This is a genomic window from Rossellomorea vietnamensis (genome assembly GCF_025398035.1).
GTDB classification, from domain to species: Bacteria; Bacillota; Bacilli; order Bacillales; family Bacillaceae_B; genus Rossellomorea; species Rossellomorea vietnamensis_B.
In genome coordinates, this window is the sequence record NZ_CP104558.1 from 3,098,906 (window position 1) to 3,119,790 (window position 20,885).

The following is a 20,885-nucleotide window of genomic DNA, read 5'->3' on the forward strand; positions in this document are numbered from 1 at the left end:
ATGAGAAAAGATGCTAAGATCTATGTTGCAGGGCACAGAGGATTAGTTGGTTCTGCTATTCTAAGAAAATTACAATCTGAAGGTTTTACAAATCTTCTATATAGAACGAGTAAAGAGCTGGATTTAAGAGACAAAGGTCAAGTAAGTCAATTTTTCCAAGAAGAAAAACCTGAATTCGTATTCTTAGCTGCCGCAAAAGTTGGTGGGATTGTCGCAAATAATGAATACCCTGCAGATTTCATTAGAGATAACCTTTTAATACAAACAAATGTGATCGATGCCTCTTATAGAAATAATATTGAAAAATTATTATTCCTAGGGAGTACTTGTATCTATCCTAAGATGGCTCCTCAACCCCTAAAGGAAGATTATCTTCTTACTGGTGAATTAGAGCCTACTAATGAGCCTTATGCAATAGCTAAAATAGCAGGAATTAAAATGTGTGAATCATACAATCGTCAATATGGTACGAAATACATTTCGGCAATGCCAACAAATCTATACGGAGAAAATGATAATTTTGATTTGCAATCTTCTCACGTCCTACCAGCGTTGCTTCGTAAATTTCATGAAGCGAAAGAGACAAATGCTCCTTATGTAGAAATGTGGGGAACAGGGACCCCTAAGCGTGAATTCTTGTATTCAGACGACTTAGCAGATGCATGTCTATTCCTGATGGAAAACTATGAAGGTAATGAGATTGTGAACATTGGTGTTGGGGAAGACATCGCCATAAAAGAACTAGGCGAAAAAATTAAAGCTGTAGTGGGATTTGAAGGGGATATTCATTTTGATACCACAAAGCCAGATGGAACACCGCGTAAGTTAGTGGATGTTACCAAAATAAATTCATTAGGGTGGAAAGCATCAATAACCCTAGAAGAAGGATTGCAAAAAGCATACCAATGGTTCCTAAAAAATAAACTCAACAATACAAATTAATTGTCGATATAGATGGAGGACTAAAATGAAGAAAGCATTAATCACCGGAGTAACAGGACAAGATGGATCATATCTAGCGGAATTCTTATTAGAAAAAGGATACGAGGTTCATGGAGTAATTCGTCGAAGTTCTTCTTATAACCAAGAACGCTTAGAAGACATTATGTCTGCTGATGAAGCAGATGCTTTAGTAAATAATCAAAATTTCCACCTTCACTATGGAGATGTAACAGATGCTTTAAATACCACCCGTTTAATTAGTGAAATCCAGCCGAATGAAATTTATAACTTAGCAGCTCAATCACATGTTCGAGTTTCATTTGATATGCCTGGTTATACTCTAGATGTTGATGCAAAAGGAACTTTAAACATTTTAGAGGCGGTACGTATTCTTGGCTTAACAGAAAAAACCCGCGTCTATCAAGCATCAACTTCAGAACTATATGGAAAAGTTCAAGAGGTTCCACAAAAAGAAACAACACCATTCTACCCAAGATCCCCATATGGAGTAGCTAAAATATATGGTTTCTGGATTACAAAGAACTATCGTGAATCCTACAACATGTTTGCTGTAAACGGTATATTATTCAACCATGAATCAGAACGTCGTGGGGAAACTTTTGTTACACGTAAAATTAGTCTTGCAGCAGCAAGGATTGCTCAAGGGAAGCAAGAGAAGTTATCACTAGGGAATCTTGATTCGTTACGTGATTGGGGTTATGCAAAAGACTACGTGGAATGTATGTGGTTAATCCTGCAACATGATGAACCTGAAGATTTTGTAATAGCTACTGGAGAAATGCATACTGTAAGAGAGTTTGTAGAGTTATCTTTTAAACACACTGGTATTGAAATTGAGTGGACTGGTAATGGAGTAGAGGAAAAAGGAATTAATAAGGCTACTGGTGAAGTAATCGTAGAAGTAGATCCCAAGTTTTTCCGGCCAGCAGAAGTAGATCAATTATTAGGTGATCCTACTAAAGCAAGAGCATTGTTGGGTTGGAATCCTACTAATACTTCATTTGATGAATTAGTAAAAATAATGGTTAAATCAGATATGAAAAAGGTTGAAGATGAAAATGTGATTAAAAGAATGTTTGATTAATTTTTAAATACAAATATGTATAAAAGCACATGGAAAGCTACCATGTGCTTTTATTAATTAAATCTCTAATTTGCGAAAAAAATAGATTATTGGGAATAAGTAGTTACAAAAATCAATTGCAATTAATAAATTTATATTTTAGATAGGGATTGCTTAGATAATGCTTAACAAAATTAAAAAAATAATTTCTAATTATGGATTACTCGAACAGTCGCTCATATCTTTATTAAATTTTATAATAATATTCGCAAACAGTAAATTTCTATCCAATGAGGAATTTGCTGATTTTATTGTAATTTTTTCTGCGATTACATTTATATTTTTGATAGTATCGAACTTCTGTGCGAATCCGGTATTAGTATTTTTACCAACTGAATTTAATCATTCAACTATTATGTACTTAAAATACTTGTTTAAGATTAACATAATAACTTCTACGGTCTTGTCAGTACTTGTTCTTATATTAATAAAATTATTTTTTCTTTACGAGATGATATTTTATAATGTAGCAGTTGCTGTTATATTAACAATTTTATGGTCCACTTATGAACTAATTAGAAAGCAATCTTATGCAAGGAATAAATTAGGTCGCTTGTTTGTCAGCAGTAGTATTTTAGTTATGACTTATATTATAGGTAATGTTATATTTTTGAGGAAGTTGGATCTTACACTTAGTCTTGAGATATTACTTTTTAGCTATTTATTTTCTATACTATTTTATGTTTTTTTTAGTAAAAGTATTAATAATATAAAAATTGAAAAAATAAGGAACCGAAATATTTTAAATTTACATTGGAATTTTTCAAAGTGGACAATTATTGGTGGCGCACTATATTGGTCATCTTTACAAGGATATTTTATTTTACTTTCAAAAGTTCTCTTAGATGTCGAGTTAGGTGCATTAAGAACAACTTTAAACTTTTTAGGACTAATGACAATATTTTTAGTGCTTTTTGAAAATACTTATACACCATTATCCTCTACGGTGTTTGCTGAGAAAACTAAAGAAGAATTTAAAACTTATATCCGTACTCTTGGGAAAAAATATTTTTTTCCATTAATTGGATTAGTGGTAATTGTAAGCTTATTTTCTTATATAGCATTTGATCTGTTTTTTAATGATAAATATAGTAGCTATAAATACTTAATATTAATTTTTGGAATATATCAATTGGTATTGGGTCTGAATAGACCTTTTATTGTTGCTCTAAGAAGTATGAACAAAACTAAATATTTTTTTATAGGTAATTTTTTGTCTGCACTGTTCACTTTAACGATAGGAATGCTTATTGCAAATAGTTATAATGTATTAGGTTCTGCTCTTAGTATATTAATATCTGCAATAATAAGTACCTTTTATTTTATTCTTTCTTTTAAAAGAGTGATCAAAAATTATACAGAATGAAAGTAGGAAAAAAAATGAAATTTTTATTTATTAATGCATACTCGGCAAAAAATAGAGGAGATGCAGGAATTGTAGTTGCAATGATTCACCTTATAAGAGGGATATATCCAGGGGCAGAAATAAAAGTAATGTCCTCATTTTCAGAAGAGAACCAAGGCTTTTACGAAAAATATAATGTGAATTCTGTACCAACTGTATGGCAACTAGAAGAAAATCAATCTAGTATAAAACGTTATATTAATGGAGCAAAAATATTATTTAAATCACTTTCAAAGAATTCAAAACATGCTGAGATAATAAAAGAATCTGATGTAGTAATTAGCGTTGGGGGAGGGTACCTATATTCCTCACGAAGAGGACCTTTAGGTATAGGTTTATTAAATTCTTTATTTCATATCTGGTTAGCCCAAAAGATGTCGAAGAAAACAATTGCATTTCCACAAAGTGTAGGACCTCTTAACTATAGTATTGATAAATTGATAGTGAAAAAAGTGTTAAGAAAAGTAGACACTTTCATAAGTAGAGAAAATATAACTACAAATTTATTAGAAAATTTAGGACTGAGTAATGTAATACAAATACCTGATATTGGTTTTACGTTACCAAAAAAAGAACTAGGATCGGAATTCAAACAATTTAGAGCAGACCAAATAAATGTAGGTTTAACTTTGTTAGATTGGAGGTTTGCGAAAGAGAATAGTAGTGAAAAAGATATTGACCTTTATATAAATAAAGTATCAGAAGCATGCAACCTCCTATTAAAAGAATATAAGAATTGCCATTTTTATATCTTCCCTCAAGTCACAGTTGGAGAAAATGATAGTGACTTGATAGTTTCAAAAAAATTAAATGCAAAATTAGGAGCTACTAATAGCAGTATTGTTAATTTAGACAAAATTGAGAATTTTCCTGAATTTCTGGTTGACTTATACGGTGATATGGACATGTTCATAGGAAGTAGAATGCATTCTACAATTTTTGCATTGGCCGGAGGAACACCTACTATAGCTCTAGCTTATCAATATAAAACAATAGGAACCTTTAAAGATATGGGCCTTGAAAAATATACACTTAAGGTAGATGATTTTTCTGTAGATGATTTATACAGAAAAATGAATGATATAGTTAAGAAACAGGACTTTCCGGTTGAAAAAGTCAGCTTTAAAATTAGAGAAATAGAAACACAGTTGAAGAATGAGATTAAAAAAATTAGGGGTTGGTGAGGGATAAAATGAAAAAGAAAATATTGTATATCCAGCCATATGCAAGCCATGTTGGAGGAGTAGACTCAGTATTACTTCAACTTATTGATGGGTTGAATAAAAATATTTATGAGCCTTTTGTAGTTTTACCTAATCAGAGTCCTTATGTAGAAAAGTATCAAAAATTAGGAGCTACAGTACTATTTGAACCATTAGCGGTTTTTGGTAAACCTACTAGCTGGAAATATTATATTGAAAATTTTTATATACTAATTAAATCAATTGGTCGTTTGAAAAAAATTGTAAAAAATCATAAAATTGATCTGATACATTCCCATAAAATGGAGTTGATGGGAGGGAATATAGTGGGTAAAATCCTTAACGTTCCTACTGTACAGACTATACATGAATTACCTAGAAATCCACTCATAGCGTATAAAGCTGTAGGATATTTAAACCATCTATTTAATGACGCTGTAATAGTTCTATGTAATCGTAGCAAATCAGTGATGGAGTGGGGGCGACTTAAGTCCAATAAAGTTAGAAAAATATATAATGGTATTAGCATAAAGGACAATAACCCATTAGGATCTAATATAAGAGAAGAGTTGAACCTTTCAAAAGAAGACAAAATTGCTATAACGGTTGCGAGACTCTCTCCAATGAAAGGAATCGAGTTTTTATTAGACGCTGCAAACGAATTGAAGAAAGAAAACCCTAATTTAAAGTTTGTGATAATTGGTGATGTGGCTTTTGAACACGAAAAAGAATATAAAGAAGTTTTAATTAATAAATCTAAAAAATTAAATTTAGAGGGTACAGTATTTTTCTTAGGTTTGAGAAGAGATGTCCCTTCCCTACTTAATCAATCAGATATTTTTATTTTACCATCCGTTTATGATATTTTTCCTACAGTAATCCTTGAAGCAATGAGTTGTAGCATTCCTATAGTCGGTACAGACGTCGGTGGTGTACCTGAAATGGTTAGAAATAACACAGGAATTATTGTACCCGCTTCTGATAGTAGAAAATTAGCCCAAGGGGTCAAGGAAATATTGAACAATGACTATAAATTAATGGGTAAAAATGGAAGGGAATTATTGGAAAGAGAATTCACTCAAGAAAAATATGTATCTCAGACTGTAGAAATTTATGAAGGCCTATTAAAAATAGGTGATAGTTATGAATAAAATTAATTTAAATAATTATAATCAAGACTGGTACTCTCGTGGGAAAAGTAGCTTCGTTGTATTAATTTGGTGGTTTGTTCAAGGTACTTTATTTAGATTTTCTTTGCATAATATGTTTAAATGGCGAAATTTTTTATTAAGAATGTTCGGAGCTGAAATTGAAAAAGGAGTTAAGATTCGGGCAAGCGCAAAATTTACATATCCATGGAAGGTTTCTATCGGTGAATATTCTTGGGTTGGCGATAATGTCCAATTATACAGTCTTGACGAAATTAAAATAGGGAGTAACTGTGTAATTTCACAAGAGTCTTATCTTTGTACAGGTAGTCACAATATTAAAGACCCACACTTTGGTTTAATAACTAAACCTATAATAATTATGGATGGAGCTTGGATTGCTAGTGATGTGTTTGTATATCCAGGAGTAACAGTTCATGAAATGGGAGTTGTAGCAGCACGTAGCACGGTTCTAAAAAACGTACCTGCTAACCAAGTTTATGCAGGATCACCAGCAAAATATGTTAAAAATCGATTTAAGGAAGATGAACTATTTTGAGGAAAAAGAAGATAGTATTTGTAATTAATTATTTTTATCCTGACTTAGCTTCTACTGGTCAGTTACTTACTGAATTATGTTTGAATTTACAAAAGGATTTTGAGATCACTGTAATAGCGGCTCAACCAGGGTATGCTGGTGAATATTCAAATACCTCAAAAATATTTGCAAAAGATAAATTAGAGAATATTCGAGTTATTCGTTTACGTTTGCCAAATGTGGATAAAACTTCTAAGGTAAGTAGAATAAAGTACATATTTACTTATTTCATATTAGCAAATGTTGCTCTTTTAAAGGAAAATAGTATCGATGCAATTTATACTATATCTCAACCACCTGTGTTGGGCGGGTTAATAGGGTCTATAGGAAAGTTTTTTAAACGCTCAAAACATATTTACAACATTCAAGATTTTAATCCAGAACAAGCTATGGCTGTAAGCTATACGAATAAACAGTTTATTTTCAATTGGGCAAAAAAGGTAGATAAGTTGAGTTGTAGTTACTCGGATTGTGTGATTGTTGTAGGGAATGATATGAAACAAACTCTTAAAGATCGCTTTGGTTCTAATAAAACTCCAAACCACGTAGTTATTAATAACTGGACAGATGAGGATGAAATTAAACCACTCTCTAAATATGAAACTAAAATCACACACTTTCTCAAAGATAATGAATTAGAGAATAAATTTATCATCATGTATTCTGGTAATATTGGGCTTTATTATGACCTTGAAAATATTATTAAAATATCTCAACACTTTAAGGATTATAAAGACCTTGCCTTTGTCTTTATAGGGGAAGGTGCAGTAAAGTCTGAAATGCAGTCTTACATTAGAGAGAATAATATATCAAACGTTCATTTCTTACCTTATCAACCAAAAGAATTTATCAAATACTCTTTAAATGCTGCTGATGTTCATTTAGTAGTCAATCAAAAAGGTATCAAAGGTGTTTCAGTTCCAAGTAAAATATACGGTGTCATGGCAGCTGGTAAACCGATTCTTGGAGTATTGGAAAAAGATAGTGAGGCTGAAATTCTTATTTCTAAAAGTAATTCTGGCCATGTGGTAGAGCCTCAAGATTATGAAGGAATAATTGAAAAAGTTGAATACTATTACCAAATGGATAAGGCAGACCTGAAAATTTTAGGTGACAATGGTAGAGATTATCTAGATAAATACTTAAAGAGAGATATTTCCATTAATAAATATAGAAAAACATTACATGAGGTTATAAATTCATAATAAATACTTAATGAAAAACAGATCCACTTTTATGATCTGTTTTTTTGTGTGAAGGGAGAAACACAATGAGGTTAGTATTATTATCAGGAGGATCAGGTAAGCGATTATGGCCACTTTCTAATGATACACGATCAAAACAATTTTTAAAGGTGTTAGAGGGTAAAGAAGCAAAAAGTCAATCAATGGTTCAAAGAGTATGGGGCCAACTTGAAACGGTGGGGTTAAGTGATTCTGCTGTAATCGCCACTTCAAAAATGCAGCGAGATATGATCCATAGTCAATTGGGAACAAATGTACCTTTAATTATTGAGCCTGAACGCCGTGATACATTTCCTGCAATTGCACTTGCAGCATCTTATCTATACTCAGCTGAAAACACTTCAATTGATGAAGTAATTTCAGTACTTCCAGTCGATCCATATGTAGAAGATAAGTTTTTTGATAAAGTAAGAGAGTTAGAATCAGTTCTAAAAGAAACTGATGCTGATCTCGTTCTAATGGGCGTAACTCCAACTTACCCATCCTCAAAGTACGGTTATATTGTCCCTCACGAAAAAAGTAATAAAAAGCACTTTAAGGTAGGTAGATTTACAGAAAAGCCTAGTGAAGAGAAAGCACAATCGTTAATTGAACTTGATGCACTTTGGAACTGCGGTGTATTTGCGTTCAGGTTAGGTTATATTTTAGATGTCTTGAGAGAAAAAGGTCTTCCAATATACTATGAAGAACTTATTCAAGAATACAATCAACTTCCTAAAATTAGCTTTGATTATGAAGTAGTGGAAAATGCGAAGCATATTGTTGCACTACCATATGAGGGATATTGGAAAGACCTTGGTACCTGGAATACATTGACCGAAGAAATGGATACTAATCAAATTGGTAAAGGAATACTTTCAGAAGATAATGTAAACACACACTTAGTAAACGAACTGGATATTCCTGTAACAGTTATAGGGGCTAAGGATCTTGTAGTAGCTGCCAGTCCTGATGGGATTCTTGTAGCGGACAAGGCATCTAGCCCTAGAATAAAGGAATACATCGGTGGAATCACTCAGCCCCCAATGTACGAAGAGCGTATTTGGGGTTGGTCACGAGTGTTAGATTACGCTAAATATAAGGATGGGCCAGAAATGGTTACGAAGCGCATTTGCATTCATGCCGGTAAAAACTCTAGCTATCATTGTCATAATTTAAGAGATGAAGTGTGGACCATTGTTAAAGGTGAAGGTGAGCTAGCTCTAGACGATCACTTGACACGAGTAAAAGCGGGGGATACTATTCACTTACCTGCGGGAAAAAGACATGGAATAAAGGCAATTACAGATTTGGAATTCATTGAAGTACAATCAGGAGTAACGATTACAGAAGAAGACTTTACCCGTTTGTATTTTACTTGGGAAGAGGTACTAGAAAACTTCCAAGCTTCTAAATCGAAAATGATTTCTTATTAAGAAAAATACTAAGTTAAGAATGGGGTGAGAATATGGATTGGAAACATAATTATACAAGATGGATTAGTTATCCTGATTTAAATAAAGATTTAAAGAAGCAATTAATAAATATAGATAATAATAAGCAAGCAATTGAAGAACTTTTTTATAAATACCTTGAATTCGGTACTGGAGGAATTCGAGGTGAGCTGGGGCCTGGAACAAACCGTCTTAATATCTATATGATCCGTAAAGCAACAGAAGGATTAGCTAGATTTATTATGGAAAAAGGAGATGGAGCTATAGAACAGGGAGTTGCCATTGCCTATGATTCCCGTCACAAATCTCCAGAATTTGCATTAGAAGTTGCAAAGACTCTTGGTAGGCATGGAATTAAGTCATACTTATTTGAGGAATTACGTCCCACCCCAGTTCTGTCATTTGCTGTACGCCATTTAAATACTTATGCGGGGATAGTGATAACAGCTAGCCATAACCCACCCGAATACAATGGATATAAAGTATATGGACCTGATGGAGGACAAATTCCTCCTATTATGGCTGACCAATTAATCCAATATGTAAATGGTGTGGAAAATGAACTAGATGTGGAAGTTGCTGATGAGTCTGATTTATTGAGCAATGGAACCTTAACTTATATTGGAGAAGAAGTAGATACGGCTTATCATGAAGAATTATTAACAATTCGCCAGAATGCTGATGTTATCAAAGAAGTTGCTGATTCTCTAAAGATCGTTTTCACTCCACTTCATGGGACGGCCAACCACCCAGTAAGAAAAGGTTTTAAAAAATTTGGATTTAAGAATGTTACCGTCGTGAAAGAGCAAGAGTTACCGGACCCTAATTTCTCATCAGTAAAATCTCCTAATCCGGAAGAGCATGCAGCCTTTGAATTGGCTATTCAGTATGGTGAGAGAGAAAATGCTGATATCTTGATGGGTACAGACCCAGATGCTGATCGTTTAGGTGTTGCAGTGAAGAATGCTGAAGACAAATATGAAGTGTTAACAGGAAATCAAATGGGAGCACTGATGCTTCATTATCTTTTAAATCAGCAAATGGCGAATGAAACATTACCTAAAAATGGAATCGTTATTAAAACAATTGTTACTTCGGAAATTGGAAGAGTGATTGCAGAAAGCTTTGGCATTCCAACTCTTGATACTCTAACTGGCTTTAAGTTCATTGGAGAGAAAATCCAACAGTATGAAGAAAATGGTGAGTATACTTTCTTATTTGGCTATGAAGAAAGTTATGGATATCTGATTGGGGATTTTGTTCGTGATAAAGATGCTGTTCAGGCAGCTATCTTTACTGCAGAAGTTGCGGCATTTTATAAGTCACAAGGTAAGTCTTTGTATGATGGGCTAATGGAGATATTTGAACAGTATGGATATTATAAAGAATCTCTTCAGTCTCTAACCCTTAAAGGAAAAGCGGGGGCGGAGCAAATTTCTGAAATTCTTGCAGACTTCAGAAATACACCTCCTGCAAAGATTGCTGGTATTAAGGTGAAGTCTATTGAAGATTATAAGACGTCAGAGAGGGTGTACCTTGAAACCGGTATAAAGGAAGCAATCGACCTTCCAAAATCAAATGTCATCAAGTATTTCTTAGAAGACGGTTCTTGGTTCTGTGTACGCCCATCAGGGACAGAGCCGAAAGCTAAGTTTTATTTTGGAGTGCAAGGCAATTCACTGGCTCATAGCCAAGAAAAGTTAAAGAAGCTTGAAATTGGAGTAATGGATAGGGTTCATAATCTAGTGACAGTATGAGAGGAGAAAGTGACATGATTCTAGTAGTTGGCGGTGCGGGGTATATTGGCAGTCACCTAGTAAAGGAATTGGTTGAGGAAAAAGAGGTAGTCGTTCTGGATAACCTATCAACCGGACACGAGAATTTGATTGATGAACGGGTTCGTTTTGTCCAAGGAGATTTAGGAAATAGAGAAACACTGGAACAACTTTTCTCAAAATATCCAATCGAAGCTGTTATGCATTTTGCTGCTAATAGTCTAGTAGGAGAATCGGTACAGAATCCTTATAAGTATTACGACAACAACGTTTCAAATACTTTAACTCTATTAGATGTGATGCTGAAGAAGGACGTGAAGAACTTTATTTTCTCTTCTACAGCGGCTACATATGGTATTCCGGATACTGATCTCATTACAGAAGAAACTGTAACCAATCCTATAAATCCATATGGACGTTCTAAACTTATGATTGAACAGATTTTGGAGGACTTCCATCAGGCTTACGGATTAAACTATATTGTGTTAAGGTATTTCAATGCTGCTGGAGCTCATATATCGGAAGAGATTGGGGAGAATCATGATCCTGAAACACACTTAATCCCGATTGTCCTTGAACAATTATTAGGAAAACGCGAAAGTATTTCCGTATTTGGGACAGACTATGACACTCATGATGGGACATGCATTCGAGACTACATCCACGTGACAGATTTGGCCAATGCTCATATCTTAAGCCTGAATGCTTTATTAGAAGGGAAGCTCCAAAAAGCGACCTATAACTTAGGAAATGGTAAAGGATATTCTGTAAAAGAAATCATAGATACTTGTGAAAGAGTAACAGGTATTGAAGCGAATGTTATTCTTTCAGATAGACGTCCTGGAGACCCGGCAATACTCGTAGCTTCTTCTGAGAAGATTTATCGGGAATTAGGGTGGAAGGCTGGGTATGAGCTGGAGAATATTATCGAGAGTGCTTGGAAGTGGCACAGAAATAGTACGGTAATGGTTTAACTATAATACAAAAGACCTTGAAGAGCGGTATTCCCTTCTTCAAGGTCTTTTTGTTATGTCTAATACACTCTCACCGGTGGTGAACTGGTAGACGCCCTCACAACCAACTGCGAAGAAATCAATATCTCCTGAAATGGCTCCCCCCGATTCTCCATTCTCCAACATAACTGCTCAACAGCTTTCTTTCCATACAGCTCCAAGTCAATATTCATCGTAGTGATCTTAGGATTGGCCAACTGTGAAAGTTGCCCATTGTCATAGCTGCATACAGAAGCATCCTGGGGGACTTTGTATCCCTGCTGCTGAAGGCACGAACTCACGAGAAACCCGAGCCCGTCATTGACACAGAACCAGGCAGTCGGTTTATCTGTCAGGTTCTGAATATAATCAAAGATGACATTTTCTTCTTCGACTGCATCGGTGAACATATGAGGTTCAGCGGGTGTCAGCCCATGATCCCGTAGTGCATGGACATATCCTTCATATCGCTCCTGGTAGCTGGGGGAGTAGTCGACATTTCCTATATAGGCAATATTTTTGTGACCCAGGTTGATCAAATGTTCGACGGCTTTATAGGCGCCGAATCGATTATTGGTGATGATCACATCTGAGTGATTCGTTGGATGGTGGTGATCGATCATCACGGTCGGTATGCCTGTCGCAATGACTTTGTTGATGTAGTCATTGCTGATATGTGAGAGGATGATAATGCCATCAACTGATTGATTCTCGATGAAGGAAGGGAGAATGAGTTGTTTTGTAGCTTCCTTGTTGATGGACTGAATCTGCAAGGTCATCCCTCTCTGCACTGCTTCTTTTTCAATGCTTAAGAATATTTCACCAAAGAAGCTTTTCAGTGAGAAGGCCAGGTCCGATGCAATGAGCGCGATGCTTCCTTGTTTTCTTCCATTAGCTACTTGGCGGGCTTTCGGATAATCGTAGCCAAGCTCCATCGCGGCATTTTTTACTAGATCCCTTGTTTCTTCACTGACTCCGGGTTTTCCTGTTAGGGCTTGTGAGACAGAGTTCTTCGATATATTTAAACGATCGGCAATGTCTTGCATCGTTACTTTCTTTTTCATCAATATTCACTCGCAATCTGCTAAACAATTAATTTCTTCTCTAGTTCTTGTATGATACTCTTCATGATCCACATGACCCCATAGCAAAATGGTCCGATTATAAAGAATAATGAAATAAATGGAATGATATATATTAGTATACCAGTTACGGCTACCATACTAATAAGGATAAGGGTCGTTTTAATATTGAATAATGTATACCCATAGGCAAGTTTAAAGAGCCCTCTAAGTGGGACTTCTAAACGGGACAGTATGGGGTATAGATATAAGGAAGATATGGCGTTTGTAATCAGGATCAAATAACATAGCGGCGTAATATAAGATCCGATTTCATGGTCTGTAAGAAATATGATATCTGCTGTGACGATGGACGTGATCAATAAATGGATGGTCCATGGAAGCAGGGCTTGCCGCATGTTTTCTTTCACGGCTGTGAAATAGTCTTTGGTAATTGAAATGGTCTTCTCCCGATGCAGCTTCCCCATGACACTGAATACGGCGGTCAGTGCCGGACCCAACGGCAGCAAGCTGACGAGAAGAATGCCCCAGCTGAATAGATTGGCAGGGTCCCAGAAGAGCTGTACCACCAGCCAAAATGGAATGGTAAACAGAAAGAAATAGATATTGGTCAGTAAGAACCAATACGTGAAATTAAGAATGCGGTAAAAGATATTTTCGTTCAAGTCTTTTGAGAGATTCATATGTGTCATCTCCAATGTAATAGAATAATAGCAGGGGTGAGGGGAATCCCCTTCACCCCTTGTTGATTACCCCTTGATGCCGGTCACGGTAATTCCTTCAACAAAGTGCTTCTGCATCGAGAAGAAGATCACGATGGTCGGAAGGAGTACGAGTAAGGATGCGGCCATCAATGGACCCCACTCCACCTTGGTCATTCCGTTGAACATGGCGAGTCCAAGCTGCAGGGTAAACTTGCTGGAATCATTTAAGTACATCAATGGACCCAATAGGTCATTCCAGGAGCCCTGGAAAGAGAATAAACCGATTGTGATGAGAGCTGGCTTCGACAATGGCAGGAAGATCTTATAAAAAATCTGAAGCCTGTTCGCACCGTCCATGACAGCTGATTCTTCCAACTCTTTCGGTATGGACATGAAGAATTGACGCAGTAAAAAGATAAACACGGCCTGTCCCCCAAAGAAGGAAGGGACGATCAGCGGTTTGAACGTGTTGATCCAGCCAACTTCACTGAACATGATAAAGACAGGGATCATCGTGATTTCTCCAGGTAACATAATGGTTGAGAGCAGGATCACAAACCAGAAGTTCTTTCCGGGAAAGTTGAATCGTGCAAATCCATAAGCGACAAGTGCGGATACGAACACTTCGGCGAACATCCGGAATCCGGTGATGATGACGGTGTTCTTAAAGTAAAGAAAGAAAGGGATGTCCGTGACGGCCTTTTTATAGTTCTCCCATTCAAACGTTTCCGGAATCCATTTCGGAGGGATTTCAAAGATGATGTCCCCTGACTTCAAAGATGTTGAAATCATCCAGAATAATGGCAGGATGGTGGCGATGGATGCAAGGATTAAGAATAGATAGACGAATAGAGTTTCGACTTTTTTTCGTTGCTGGTTCGTCATGGTTGTAGCTGACAAGGTCTTTCACCTCCTGGGTTTAAGATTTTTTCTTGAATAATGTGAACTTCCGTTTCTTCTTCTGAGAGGGCTCGACTTCCCCTGCATAAAACACCCATAGGGATGAAGACTTAAAGACAAGGAGTGTCAGGAGAAGGATGATGAGAAACAGGATCCAGGCCATGGCCGTTGCGTAACCCATTTTATAATAGCTAAAGGCATTTTCATAAAGGTACACCATATAGAATTGACCCTGGTTTCCTGCTCCTCCGATGATATAGGCATCGTTGAACTTACGGAAGGCACCGACGATTCCCATGACAAGATTGTAGAAAATGACAGGACTTAGCATCGGGATGGTGATCTTGGTGAATTTCGTCCACCAATTCGCTCCGTCGATTTCCGCCGATTCATAAAGGCTTCGGGGAATATCCTGTAGTCCGGCAAGGTAGGTGAGCATTCCGCCGCCTGCTCCCCAGATGGCCATCATAATATAGGAAGGGAGTACCCAGTTCGGGTCCCCAAGCCAGTTCGGGCCGTCAATCCCTATGTAAGAGAGTAATAGATTGATAAGACCGTATTCGGGATCAAGGATCCAGCGCCATAAGAGGGCGATGGAAACACCTGATACGACTGCCGGCATGTAGAGAGCCGTCCGGAAGAAATAGACGCCTTTTACTTTGATATTCACGATCGCTGCAATCGTCAGGGAAGACATGATTCCAAGGGGAATGGCGAATAGAGCGTAAATACATGTCACTTTAAGTGAATTCAAGAAGTTGGGATCGTTAAATAAGTCTACATAGTTTTGAAGTCCGATGAACGTTGGATCCGTAAACGAGTTCCAATCGGTAAACCCGATATAGAATGCGAAGGAAATCGGGAAAAGGGTGAAAATGAGAAACCCGAGAATGTAGGGTGAAATAAATAATAGTCCTTCATACTTTTTAAACTTATTCATGTTTATCAACACCTTTGGAAAAAGAATAAGCTGATTTGCACCAGCTTATCCTCTTGAATTATGTTATTGGCCAATGATTTTACGTAATGCTTCTGCTGTTTCTTTCGCAGCGTCTTCAGGAGATTTATCTCCAAGTAGAATCGGTTCGTATAGGTATTGCCAGATCGCTGTATCGATTTCAGCTTGTTTACTTTGGTTATTGTATCCTCTGGAGTATTCTGACGCCTTCTTCATCACATCAAGGGCGTATTCCTTCTCAGGACGGATGTCTGCTACGTTCTCAAGATCTGATTTTGTAGGAGGGAGGATCTTCCACTCGTGCATGGCGTTGGTTAAATCGATTAACGCTTCTGCCGCAACGTCTTTATTCTTTGTATTGCTCGACATGACCGTATCGGCAATCCAGCTGAATGTCGCTTGTTCAGTAGCGTGAGGAACTTCAGTCATACCGACGTCAAATGAATCACCGATCTGCTTCTCGAAGTCATCCCCCGCACCACCGAAGAACATTCCGATCTTACCTGTTTTGAACATTTCAGGCCCCCCCGTGTTTTGAGATTGAGTCTTATCCGGAGCGACCTTATCTTTATTGATCAGCTCGTCGAACTTCTTGATTCCTTCAATGGCTTCTGGCTCATCAATTTTCACATTTCCGTCTTTATCGATGATTTCCCCACCATATGTCCAAACCCAAGTGGAAATAGGAGGCCATCCATCAATATTGGTTCCGTACTGATCCGTTTTGCCGTCGCCGTCTGTATCCTTTGTGATGGCTTTCGCAGCTTTTGAGAACTCGTCCCACGTCCAGTCTGCTTGTGGAACTTCTACGCCTTCTTTTTCAAATAAAGATTTATTGTAATACAGCATGATGGGTTGATTGATCCAAGGTAGTCCGTATAGCTTGTCCTTCATTTGTCCAATCGCTAACGGCCCTTCGAAATAATCGTCGAGATCGACTTCTTTATGATCCTTTACATATTCATCGAGAGGCGAAATCACCCCAAGTTCCGCATACATCGGTATATATTCCTGTGAAAGCCAGAAGAGGTCAGGTGCTTGTTTGGCTGACGCCATTGTCTGGATTTTCTTATAGTAGTCAGCAGGAATACTTTGAATCGTCAAGTTGTATTCATCTGTTTCTTCATTCAATTGATCTACAATCTCCTGGAACTCTTTCAATTCTGTTGCTCCAGCCCACGTCCCAACCTTTAATTCAACTGGACCGCCTTTTTCCCCGGTACTTCCTTCCTCTGAGTTTGAACAGCCTGCAACCAGTAAAGAAGACATCAATAGTCCTGCAGTAAGCTTAGAAAACCATTTTCCCTTCATCTCGTAACCCCCATTGTGAATTGTTTTGGTAGCGTTATCATTTTTCTGCATTACAAAATAAGTGAGTTGATATTATGTAACGTTACTTCTTGACATGATTATGCCATGTTAAAATCTAGTAGTCAATTGGAATTTTTAAAAAATAGTGAACTATCAATAAGAGGTAATAGATGTATAATAGTGGTTTTCTTTTAATAGAGCGGAAGAATTCAATTGTAAAAGCTTATTGACTTAACTATATTTGTAATGTAAGAATGACGTATATAGAATTTTTGTAATTTAAAATAATTTAATTTGTAATGTTGTTCGTTCAGAAGGGACGTGTTCTTTATGAAAGGGGAATGGTGGAGGCAAGCAGTCTTCTATGAACTGTATGTGCCAAGTTTCTTCGACGGGAACGGAGATGGGGTAGGCGACTTTAAGGGAGCTCTTGAAAAATTGGATTATCTAAAGGAGCTCGGAATTGACGGTATCTGGCTGACTCCTTTTTATCCTTCTCCTAAAGTGGACAATGGATATGATATCTCGGATTATTATGGAGTTGATGAAGAGTACGGAACGATGGATGATTTTCAACTTTTCATCAAAGAAGCCCATGACCGGGGCATCAAGGTGGTGGCGGATCTCGTATTGAACCACACCTCGAGTGAGCATCCCTGGTTTCAAGAATCCCGATCTTCCAAGGATCATCCGAAGAGGGATTGGTACATATGGAAGGACCATCCGAATAATTGGGAATCCTTCTTCGGAGTCAGCGCGTGGGAGTTGGATGAAGCAACGAACCAATACTATTACCATGCCTTCGCCAAAGAGCAGGTGGATTTAAATTGGCACAATCCTGAAGTGAGGGAAGAAATGATCCATGTGATGAAATTTTGGCTCGACCAGGGTCTGGATGGATTCAGGTTGGACGTCATCAACTTCTTGAAAGTACATCCTGACATGAAAGACAATCCATATGATGAAGAGACAGGAGAACAAATCCATCTCCATGATAAGGATCAGGAAGGGATTCTGGATGTCATAAGGGACCTCTCCGCCATTGTGCATCAATACCCGGACAAATTCATGGTCGGGGAAGTCGGATCGGATGAACTCGATGTATTAACGACATATAGCGGAAAAGACAAACTGGATGTCGTGTTTAATTTCAACCTGGGAAGCTTAGAATCTTTCAATCTCCCGGATATGTATAAGCAACTAAGCGATATGGAAAAAGGACATTCCGAGGAACAGATCCCCACATTATTCTTTGGGAGCCATGATATGAAACGTTCACTTTCCAGGTTTGGCTGTGGTGATCGAAAGAAAGACCTGGATCGGGCTAAGCTGATCGCCACCTTGATGCTGACGGCCAAAGGAGTTCCGTTCATTTATTATGGAGAAGAGATAGGGATGGAAGACGTCACGATTCATGACATCAAGGAAATGAAGGATGTTCAAGGTAAGACCGCTTATGAATCGGCCATCCGTGAAGGGAAGACAGAACAGGAAGCGTTGCGTGTTGCGAATGACAAAGGTAGAGATGCCTCTCGTTCTCCGATGCAGTGGAATGCTGAAAGGTATCACGGATTTTCTGAAAAGAAACCTTGGATTTTCCCGGCTGCGAATGATACGAACGTCTCTAGTCAAGAATCCGATCCCGATTCAATCCTATCTTACTACAGAACGCTTATAGCGATTAGGAAAGAGTGGTCATCCCTTCATTCCGGGGAATATGAGGAAATGGGTATGTCCGGTCAGGTTCTTACATATGTGAAGAGTCATGATAGTGACAGAGTACTCGTTCTCTTAAATTTCAGTGAGAAATGCCTAGAAGTTAACTTGCAGAATATGATCTCGAAGGAGTCACATTTGGCCCTTTCAAGTAAGCGCTCACAATTGAAGTTTGGAAATACGATCGAATTGTTACCTTACGAGGCAATGATTATCACATTATAAAGGGGTTTTAGCTAATGGCATTACATAAAGGAAACGTGAAAACATGTCAGGAACTAGTGAACGAGCTTCAACATAAAAAGGGGCCGGAACAGGCAGAGAAATTGGTCTTTGAAGGAGTGGAGGGTCATGACGTGTATAATATCACCGCCCCATTTCTGGACAGGGGGGAATATGTTATAGCCGGACGCGTTGAAAGAAGGGATACCGAACATTCCGAAGTCGTTTTCTTCGTGGAGAAGAATGGTGTCTGGGTTCGAAGAGAAGGTGCACCTGTTTTTGAGCTTCAAGATCCTTTTTACACGATTATTCATGGGGAACTTCTGTTTGGAGGGGTTCAAATCTTCCCTCACCCGACGATCGAGAATGCACTGGGTTGGAGAACCGTTTTCTACAAAGGGTATTCAATTGACGAGTTAACGGAATGTGCAAAAGGACCTGATGGAATGAAAGATATTCGGTTGGTAGAGCTTAAGGATGGCACAATCGGTGTATTAACGCGACCTCAAGGTGATAAGGGAGGCAGGGGCAAAATTGGATTTGTGAAGATCGCTTCCTTGGAAGAATTAACGACTGAGGTAATCGAGGGCGCTCCCTTACTAGTAGGTCAATTTATCGATGATGAATGGGGAGGCGCAAATGAGGCCCACCTCCTTTCGAATGGGCTAGTTGGGATCCTCGGGCATATCGCCTCTTTCGATGAGGAAGGAAACCGACATTATTATCCGATGGTCTTTGTCTTGAACCCGGAGACAGGGGACCATTCAGATATTCAATTGATCGGAACCCGTTCTGATTTCCTTGAAGGGGAAGCCAAACGTCCGGATTTAGTGGACGTCGTCTTTAGCGGCGGCTTAGTCAGAAAGAGTGATGGAACCGCTCATTTCTATGCAGGGATCAGCGATGCGGAAGCCCAAAAAATCGTGGTGGAAGATCCATTTTTACAATTTGAGAAGTGAGGAGCAAAGCAGATGAATGTATACAGATATGAAGAAAATCCATTGATTACCCCCTTGAATGTGAAGCCTTTTCATGAAGGATTTGAAGTGATCGGTGCTTTCAATGCGGGAGTGACGACATACAATGGTGAAACGATCCTGTTACTTCGCGTAGCAGAAAGACCCCTATCAGAAAATGATTCAATCGTGAAAGCTCCCATTTTAAATGACCAGACAGGAGAACTCGACATTCTTGAACTGGATATCAACGACCCGGCTTATGATTTTTCCGACCCGAGAGTCATCCGATATAGTGGGAGCAGCAAATTTGCTTATTTAACCTCCTTATCTTATTTCCGAATTGCGAGAAGTAAGGATGGACGAACCTTTTCCATCGATGAAAAGCCCTTTATCTACCCATCTACCAAGCTGGAAACCTTCGGAATCGAAGACCCGCGGATTACGAAAATAGAAGAGACTTATTATATTTATTATAGCGCCGTATCCCCGGTGGGAGTCGGTGAGTCCATGGTGTCTACAAAGGATTTCCAAGAGGTGACCTATCATGGGATGATCTTTGCTCCGGAGAACAAAGACGTATTGATCTTTCCTGAGAAGATCAATGGAAAGTATTATGCCCTTCACCGTCCCGTTCCGAACAGTAACGGAAATCCTGAAGTCTGGATTGCTGAATCAGATAACTTATTGTACTGGGGGAACCACAAACATCTAATTGGTTTGAGAGATGGAATGTGGGATAACGGACGCATCGGTGGAGGTGCCGTTCCGATTAAGACCGACAAAGGCTGGCTTGAACTGTATCACGGGGCATCAGATGATCACCGGTATTGTATGGGCGGGGTTTTACTGGATTTGAATGATCCTTCAAAGGTGATTGCTCGCTCCGAAACCCCGTTAGTAGAACCTGAAGCGGATTATGAAGTGAACGGATTCTTTGGAAATGTGGTCTTTTCCTGTGGTGTCCTGGTCGAAGGAGATGTCGTGAAAATGTATTATGGAGTAGCAGACACGTCCATGGCATGTGCTGAGTTAAGCTTGATGGAGATTCTGGACTCACTGACCTACATAGAGTAATCATCTGCCAAAATCGCATGCCGGTTTTGGCTTTTTTTATGGTGGATAACCACTCGACTGGTTTTTGAATGGTAAT

The 20,885-nt window shown here is 38.1% G+C and carries 18 protein-coding genes; 13 read left to right on the forward strand and 5 right to left on the reverse strand.

Features of this window, described 5'->3' with window-relative positions; all coding sequences use genetic code 11:
- From fcl to galE, 10 genes are all read left to right on the forward strand, one after another.
- A complete protein-coding gene (gene fcl / locus N5C46_RS16030) occupies positions 1 to 942 on the forward strand; it encodes a GDP-L-fucose synthase (protein WP_261749354.1) in 942 nt (313 codons plus the stop codon).
- A 25-nt stretch (positions 943 to 967) separates the two neighbouring features.
- Positions 968 to 2,047: a GDP-mannose 4,6-dehydratase gene (gmd, locus tag N5C46_RS16035; RefSeq protein WP_261749355.1), complete on the forward strand. Its 1,080-nt coding sequence runs from the start codon at positions 968 to 970 to the stop codon at positions 2,045 to 2,047.
- Between the two features lie 160 nt (positions 2,048 to 2,207).
- Complete coding sequence (locus N5C46_RS16040) at positions 2,208 to 3,452, forward strand: lipopolysaccharide biosynthesis protein (RefSeq protein WP_261749356.1); 1,245 nt, start codon at positions 2,208 to 2,210, stop codon at positions 3,450 to 3,452.
- 14 nt (positions 3,453 to 3,466) lie between these two features.
- The gene (locus tag N5C46_RS16045) at positions 3,467 to 4,675 is read left to right on the forward strand and encodes a polysaccharide pyruvyl transferase family protein (RefSeq protein WP_261749357.1); all 1,209 of its coding nucleotides are present in this window, start codon (positions 3,467 to 3,469) and stop codon (positions 4,673 to 4,675) included.
- A gap of 8 nt (positions 4,676 to 4,683) precedes the next feature.
- Positions 4,684 to 5,844 carry a glycosyltransferase family 4 protein gene (locus N5C46_RS16050; protein WP_261749358.1) on the forward strand — a complete coding sequence of 387 codons (1,161 nt, stop codon included), beginning with the start codon at positions 4,684 to 4,686 and terminating at the stop codon, positions 5,842 to 5,844.
- Positions 5,837 to 6,400 carry a putative colanic acid biosynthesis acetyltransferase gene (locus tag N5C46_RS16055; RefSeq protein WP_261749359.1) on the forward strand — a complete coding sequence of 188 codons (564 nt, stop codon included), beginning with the start codon at positions 5,837 to 5,839 and terminating at the stop codon, positions 6,398 to 6,400. The genes N5C46_RS16050 and N5C46_RS16055 overlap by 8 nt, the downstream gene beginning before the upstream one ends.
- On the forward strand, positions 6,397 to 7,644 hold the full coding sequence (locus N5C46_RS16060) for a glycosyltransferase family 4 protein (RefSeq protein WP_261749360.1): 1,248 nt from the start codon (positions 6,397 to 6,399) through the stop codon (positions 7,642 to 7,644). Before N5C46_RS16055 ends, N5C46_RS16060 begins: the two co-directional genes overlap by 4 nt.
- Before the next feature lie 65 nt (positions 7,645 to 7,709).
- Positions 7,710 to 9,098 (forward strand): sugar phosphate nucleotidyltransferase, encoded by a 1,389-nt coding sequence (locus tag N5C46_RS16065; protein WP_261749361.1) that lies wholly within the window; start codon positions 7,710 to 7,712, stop codon positions 9,096 to 9,098.
- Between the two features lie 32 nt (positions 9,099 to 9,130).
- Positions 9,131 to 10,873 (forward strand): phospho-sugar mutase, encoded by a 1,743-nt coding sequence (locus N5C46_RS16070; RefSeq protein WP_261749362.1) that lies wholly within the window; start codon positions 9,131 to 9,133, stop codon positions 10,871 to 10,873.
- A gap of 14 nt (positions 10,874 to 10,887) precedes the next feature.
- Positions 10,888 to 11,865 carry a UDP-glucose 4-epimerase GalE gene (gene galE, locus N5C46_RS16075; RefSeq protein WP_261749363.1) on the forward strand — a complete coding sequence of 326 codons (978 nt, stop codon included), beginning with the start codon at positions 10,888 to 10,890 and terminating at the stop codon, positions 11,863 to 11,865.
- A gap of 59 nt (positions 11,866 to 11,924) precedes the next feature.
- On the opposite strand, the gene N5C46_RS16080 is transcribed toward galE, so the two are convergent.
- The 5 genes from N5C46_RS16080 to N5C46_RS16100 form a co-directional block, all read right to left on the reverse strand.
- On the reverse strand, positions 11,925 to 12,947 hold the full coding sequence (locus N5C46_RS16080; protein ID WP_261749364.1) for a substrate-binding domain-containing protein: 1,023 nt from the start codon (positions 12,945 to 12,947) through the stop codon (positions 11,925 to 11,927).
- Between the two features lie 20 nt (positions 12,948 to 12,967).
- Positions 12,968 to 13,648: a YesL family protein gene (locus N5C46_RS16085; protein WP_261749365.1), complete on the reverse strand. Its 681-nt coding sequence runs from the start codon at positions 13,646 to 13,648 to the stop codon at positions 12,968 to 12,970.
- Positions 13,649 to 13,714: 66 nt separating this feature from the next.
- The gene (locus tag N5C46_RS16090; protein WP_261749366.1) at positions 13,715 to 14,569 is read right to left on the reverse strand and encodes a carbohydrate ABC transporter permease; all 855 of its coding nucleotides are present in this window, start codon (positions 14,567 to 14,569) and stop codon (positions 13,715 to 13,717) included.
- 19 nt (positions 14,570 to 14,588) lie between these two features.
- Positions 14,589 to 15,509 (reverse strand): carbohydrate ABC transporter permease, encoded by a 921-nt coding sequence (locus tag N5C46_RS16095; RefSeq protein ID WP_261749367.1) that lies wholly within the window; start codon positions 15,507 to 15,509, stop codon positions 14,589 to 14,591.
- A gap of 63 nt (positions 15,510 to 15,572) precedes the next feature.
- A complete protein-coding gene (locus N5C46_RS16100; protein WP_261749368.1) occupies positions 15,573 to 16,838 on the reverse strand; it encodes an ABC transporter substrate-binding protein in 1,266 nt (421 codons plus the stop codon).
- Between the two features lie 330 nt (positions 16,839 to 17,168).
- Between N5C46_RS16100 and N5C46_RS16105 the strand changes: the two genes are divergently transcribed.
- Genes N5C46_RS16105 through N5C46_RS16115 form a run of 3 tightly spaced genes read left to right on the forward strand, consistent with a single transcriptional unit; the run spans position 17,169 to position 20,809 of the window.
- Positions 17,169 to 18,779, forward strand: a complete 1,611-nt coding sequence (locus N5C46_RS16105) for a glycoside hydrolase family 13 protein (RefSeq protein ID WP_261749369.1) — start codon at positions 17,169 to 17,171, stop codon at positions 18,777 to 18,779.
- 14 nt (positions 18,780 to 18,793) lie between these two features.
- Positions 18,794 to 19,735, forward strand: coding sequence for an MTP-1 family protein (locus tag N5C46_RS16110; RefSeq protein ID WP_261749370.1), 942 nt, complete (start codon positions 18,794 to 18,796; stop codon positions 19,733 to 19,735).
- A 12-nt stretch (positions 19,736 to 19,747) separates the two neighbouring features.
- On the forward strand, positions 19,748 to 20,809 hold the full coding sequence (locus N5C46_RS16115; RefSeq protein ID WP_261749371.1) for a BtaManbiosPhlase: 1,062 nt from the start codon (positions 19,748 to 19,750) through the stop codon (positions 20,807 to 20,809).
- The last annotated feature ends 76 nt before the right edge of the window (positions 20,810 to 20,885 follow it).

Coding starts and splice junctions, on each gene's coding strand:
- fcl (WP_261749354.1), top strand. CDS start 1: ATGAGAAAAGATGCTAAGATCTATGTTGCAGGGCACAGAGGATTAGTT.
- gmd (WP_261749355.1), top strand. CDS start 968: ATGAAGAAAGCATTAATCACCGGAGTAACAGGACAAGATGGATCATAT.
- N5C46_RS16040 (WP_261749356.1), top strand. CDS start 2,208: ATGCTTAACAAAATTAAAAAAATAATTTCTAATTATGGATTACTCGAA.
- N5C46_RS16045 (WP_261749357.1), top strand. CDS start 3,467: ATGAAATTTTTATTTATTAATGCATACTCGGCAAAAAATAGAGGAGAT.
- N5C46_RS16050 (WP_261749358.1), top strand. CDS start 4,684: ATGAAAAAGAAAATATTGTATATCCAGCCATATGCAAGCCATGTTGGA.
- N5C46_RS16055 (WP_261749359.1), top strand. CDS start 5,837: ATGAATAAAATTAATTTAAATAATTATAATCAAGACTGGTACTCTCGT.
- N5C46_RS16065 (WP_261749361.1), top strand. CDS start 7,710: ATGAGGTTAGTATTATTATCAGGAGGATCAGGTAAGCGATTATGGCCA.
- N5C46_RS16070 (WP_261749362.1), top strand. CDS start 9,131: ATGGATTGGAAACATAATTATACAAGATGGATTAGTTATCCTGATTTA.
- galE (WP_261749363.1), top strand. CDS start 10,888: ATGATTCTAGTAGTTGGCGGTGCGGGGTATATTGGCAGTCACCTAGTA.
- N5C46_RS16080 (WP_261749364.1), bottom strand. CDS start 12,947: ATGAAAAAGAAAGTAACGATGCAAGACATTGCCGATCGTTTAAATATA.
- N5C46_RS16085 (WP_261749365.1), bottom strand. CDS start 13,648: ATGAATCTCTCAAAAGACTTGAACGAAAATATCTTTTACCGCATTCTT.
- N5C46_RS16095 (WP_261749367.1), bottom strand. CDS start 15,509: ATGAATAAGTTTAAAAAGTATGAAGGACTATTATTTATTTCACCCTAC.
- N5C46_RS16100 (WP_261749368.1), bottom strand. CDS start 16,838: ATGAAGGGAAAATGGTTTTCTAAGCTTACTGCAGGACTATTGATGTCT.
- N5C46_RS16105 (WP_261749369.1), top strand. CDS start 17,169: ATGAAAGGGGAATGGTGGAGGCAAGCAGTCTTCTATGAACTGTATGTG.
- N5C46_RS16110 (WP_261749370.1), top strand. CDS start 18,794: ATGGCATTACATAAAGGAAACGTGAAAACATGTCAGGAACTAGTGAAC.
- N5C46_RS16115 (WP_261749371.1), top strand. CDS start 19,748: ATGAATGTATACAGATATGAAGAAAATCCATTGATTACCCCCTTGAAT.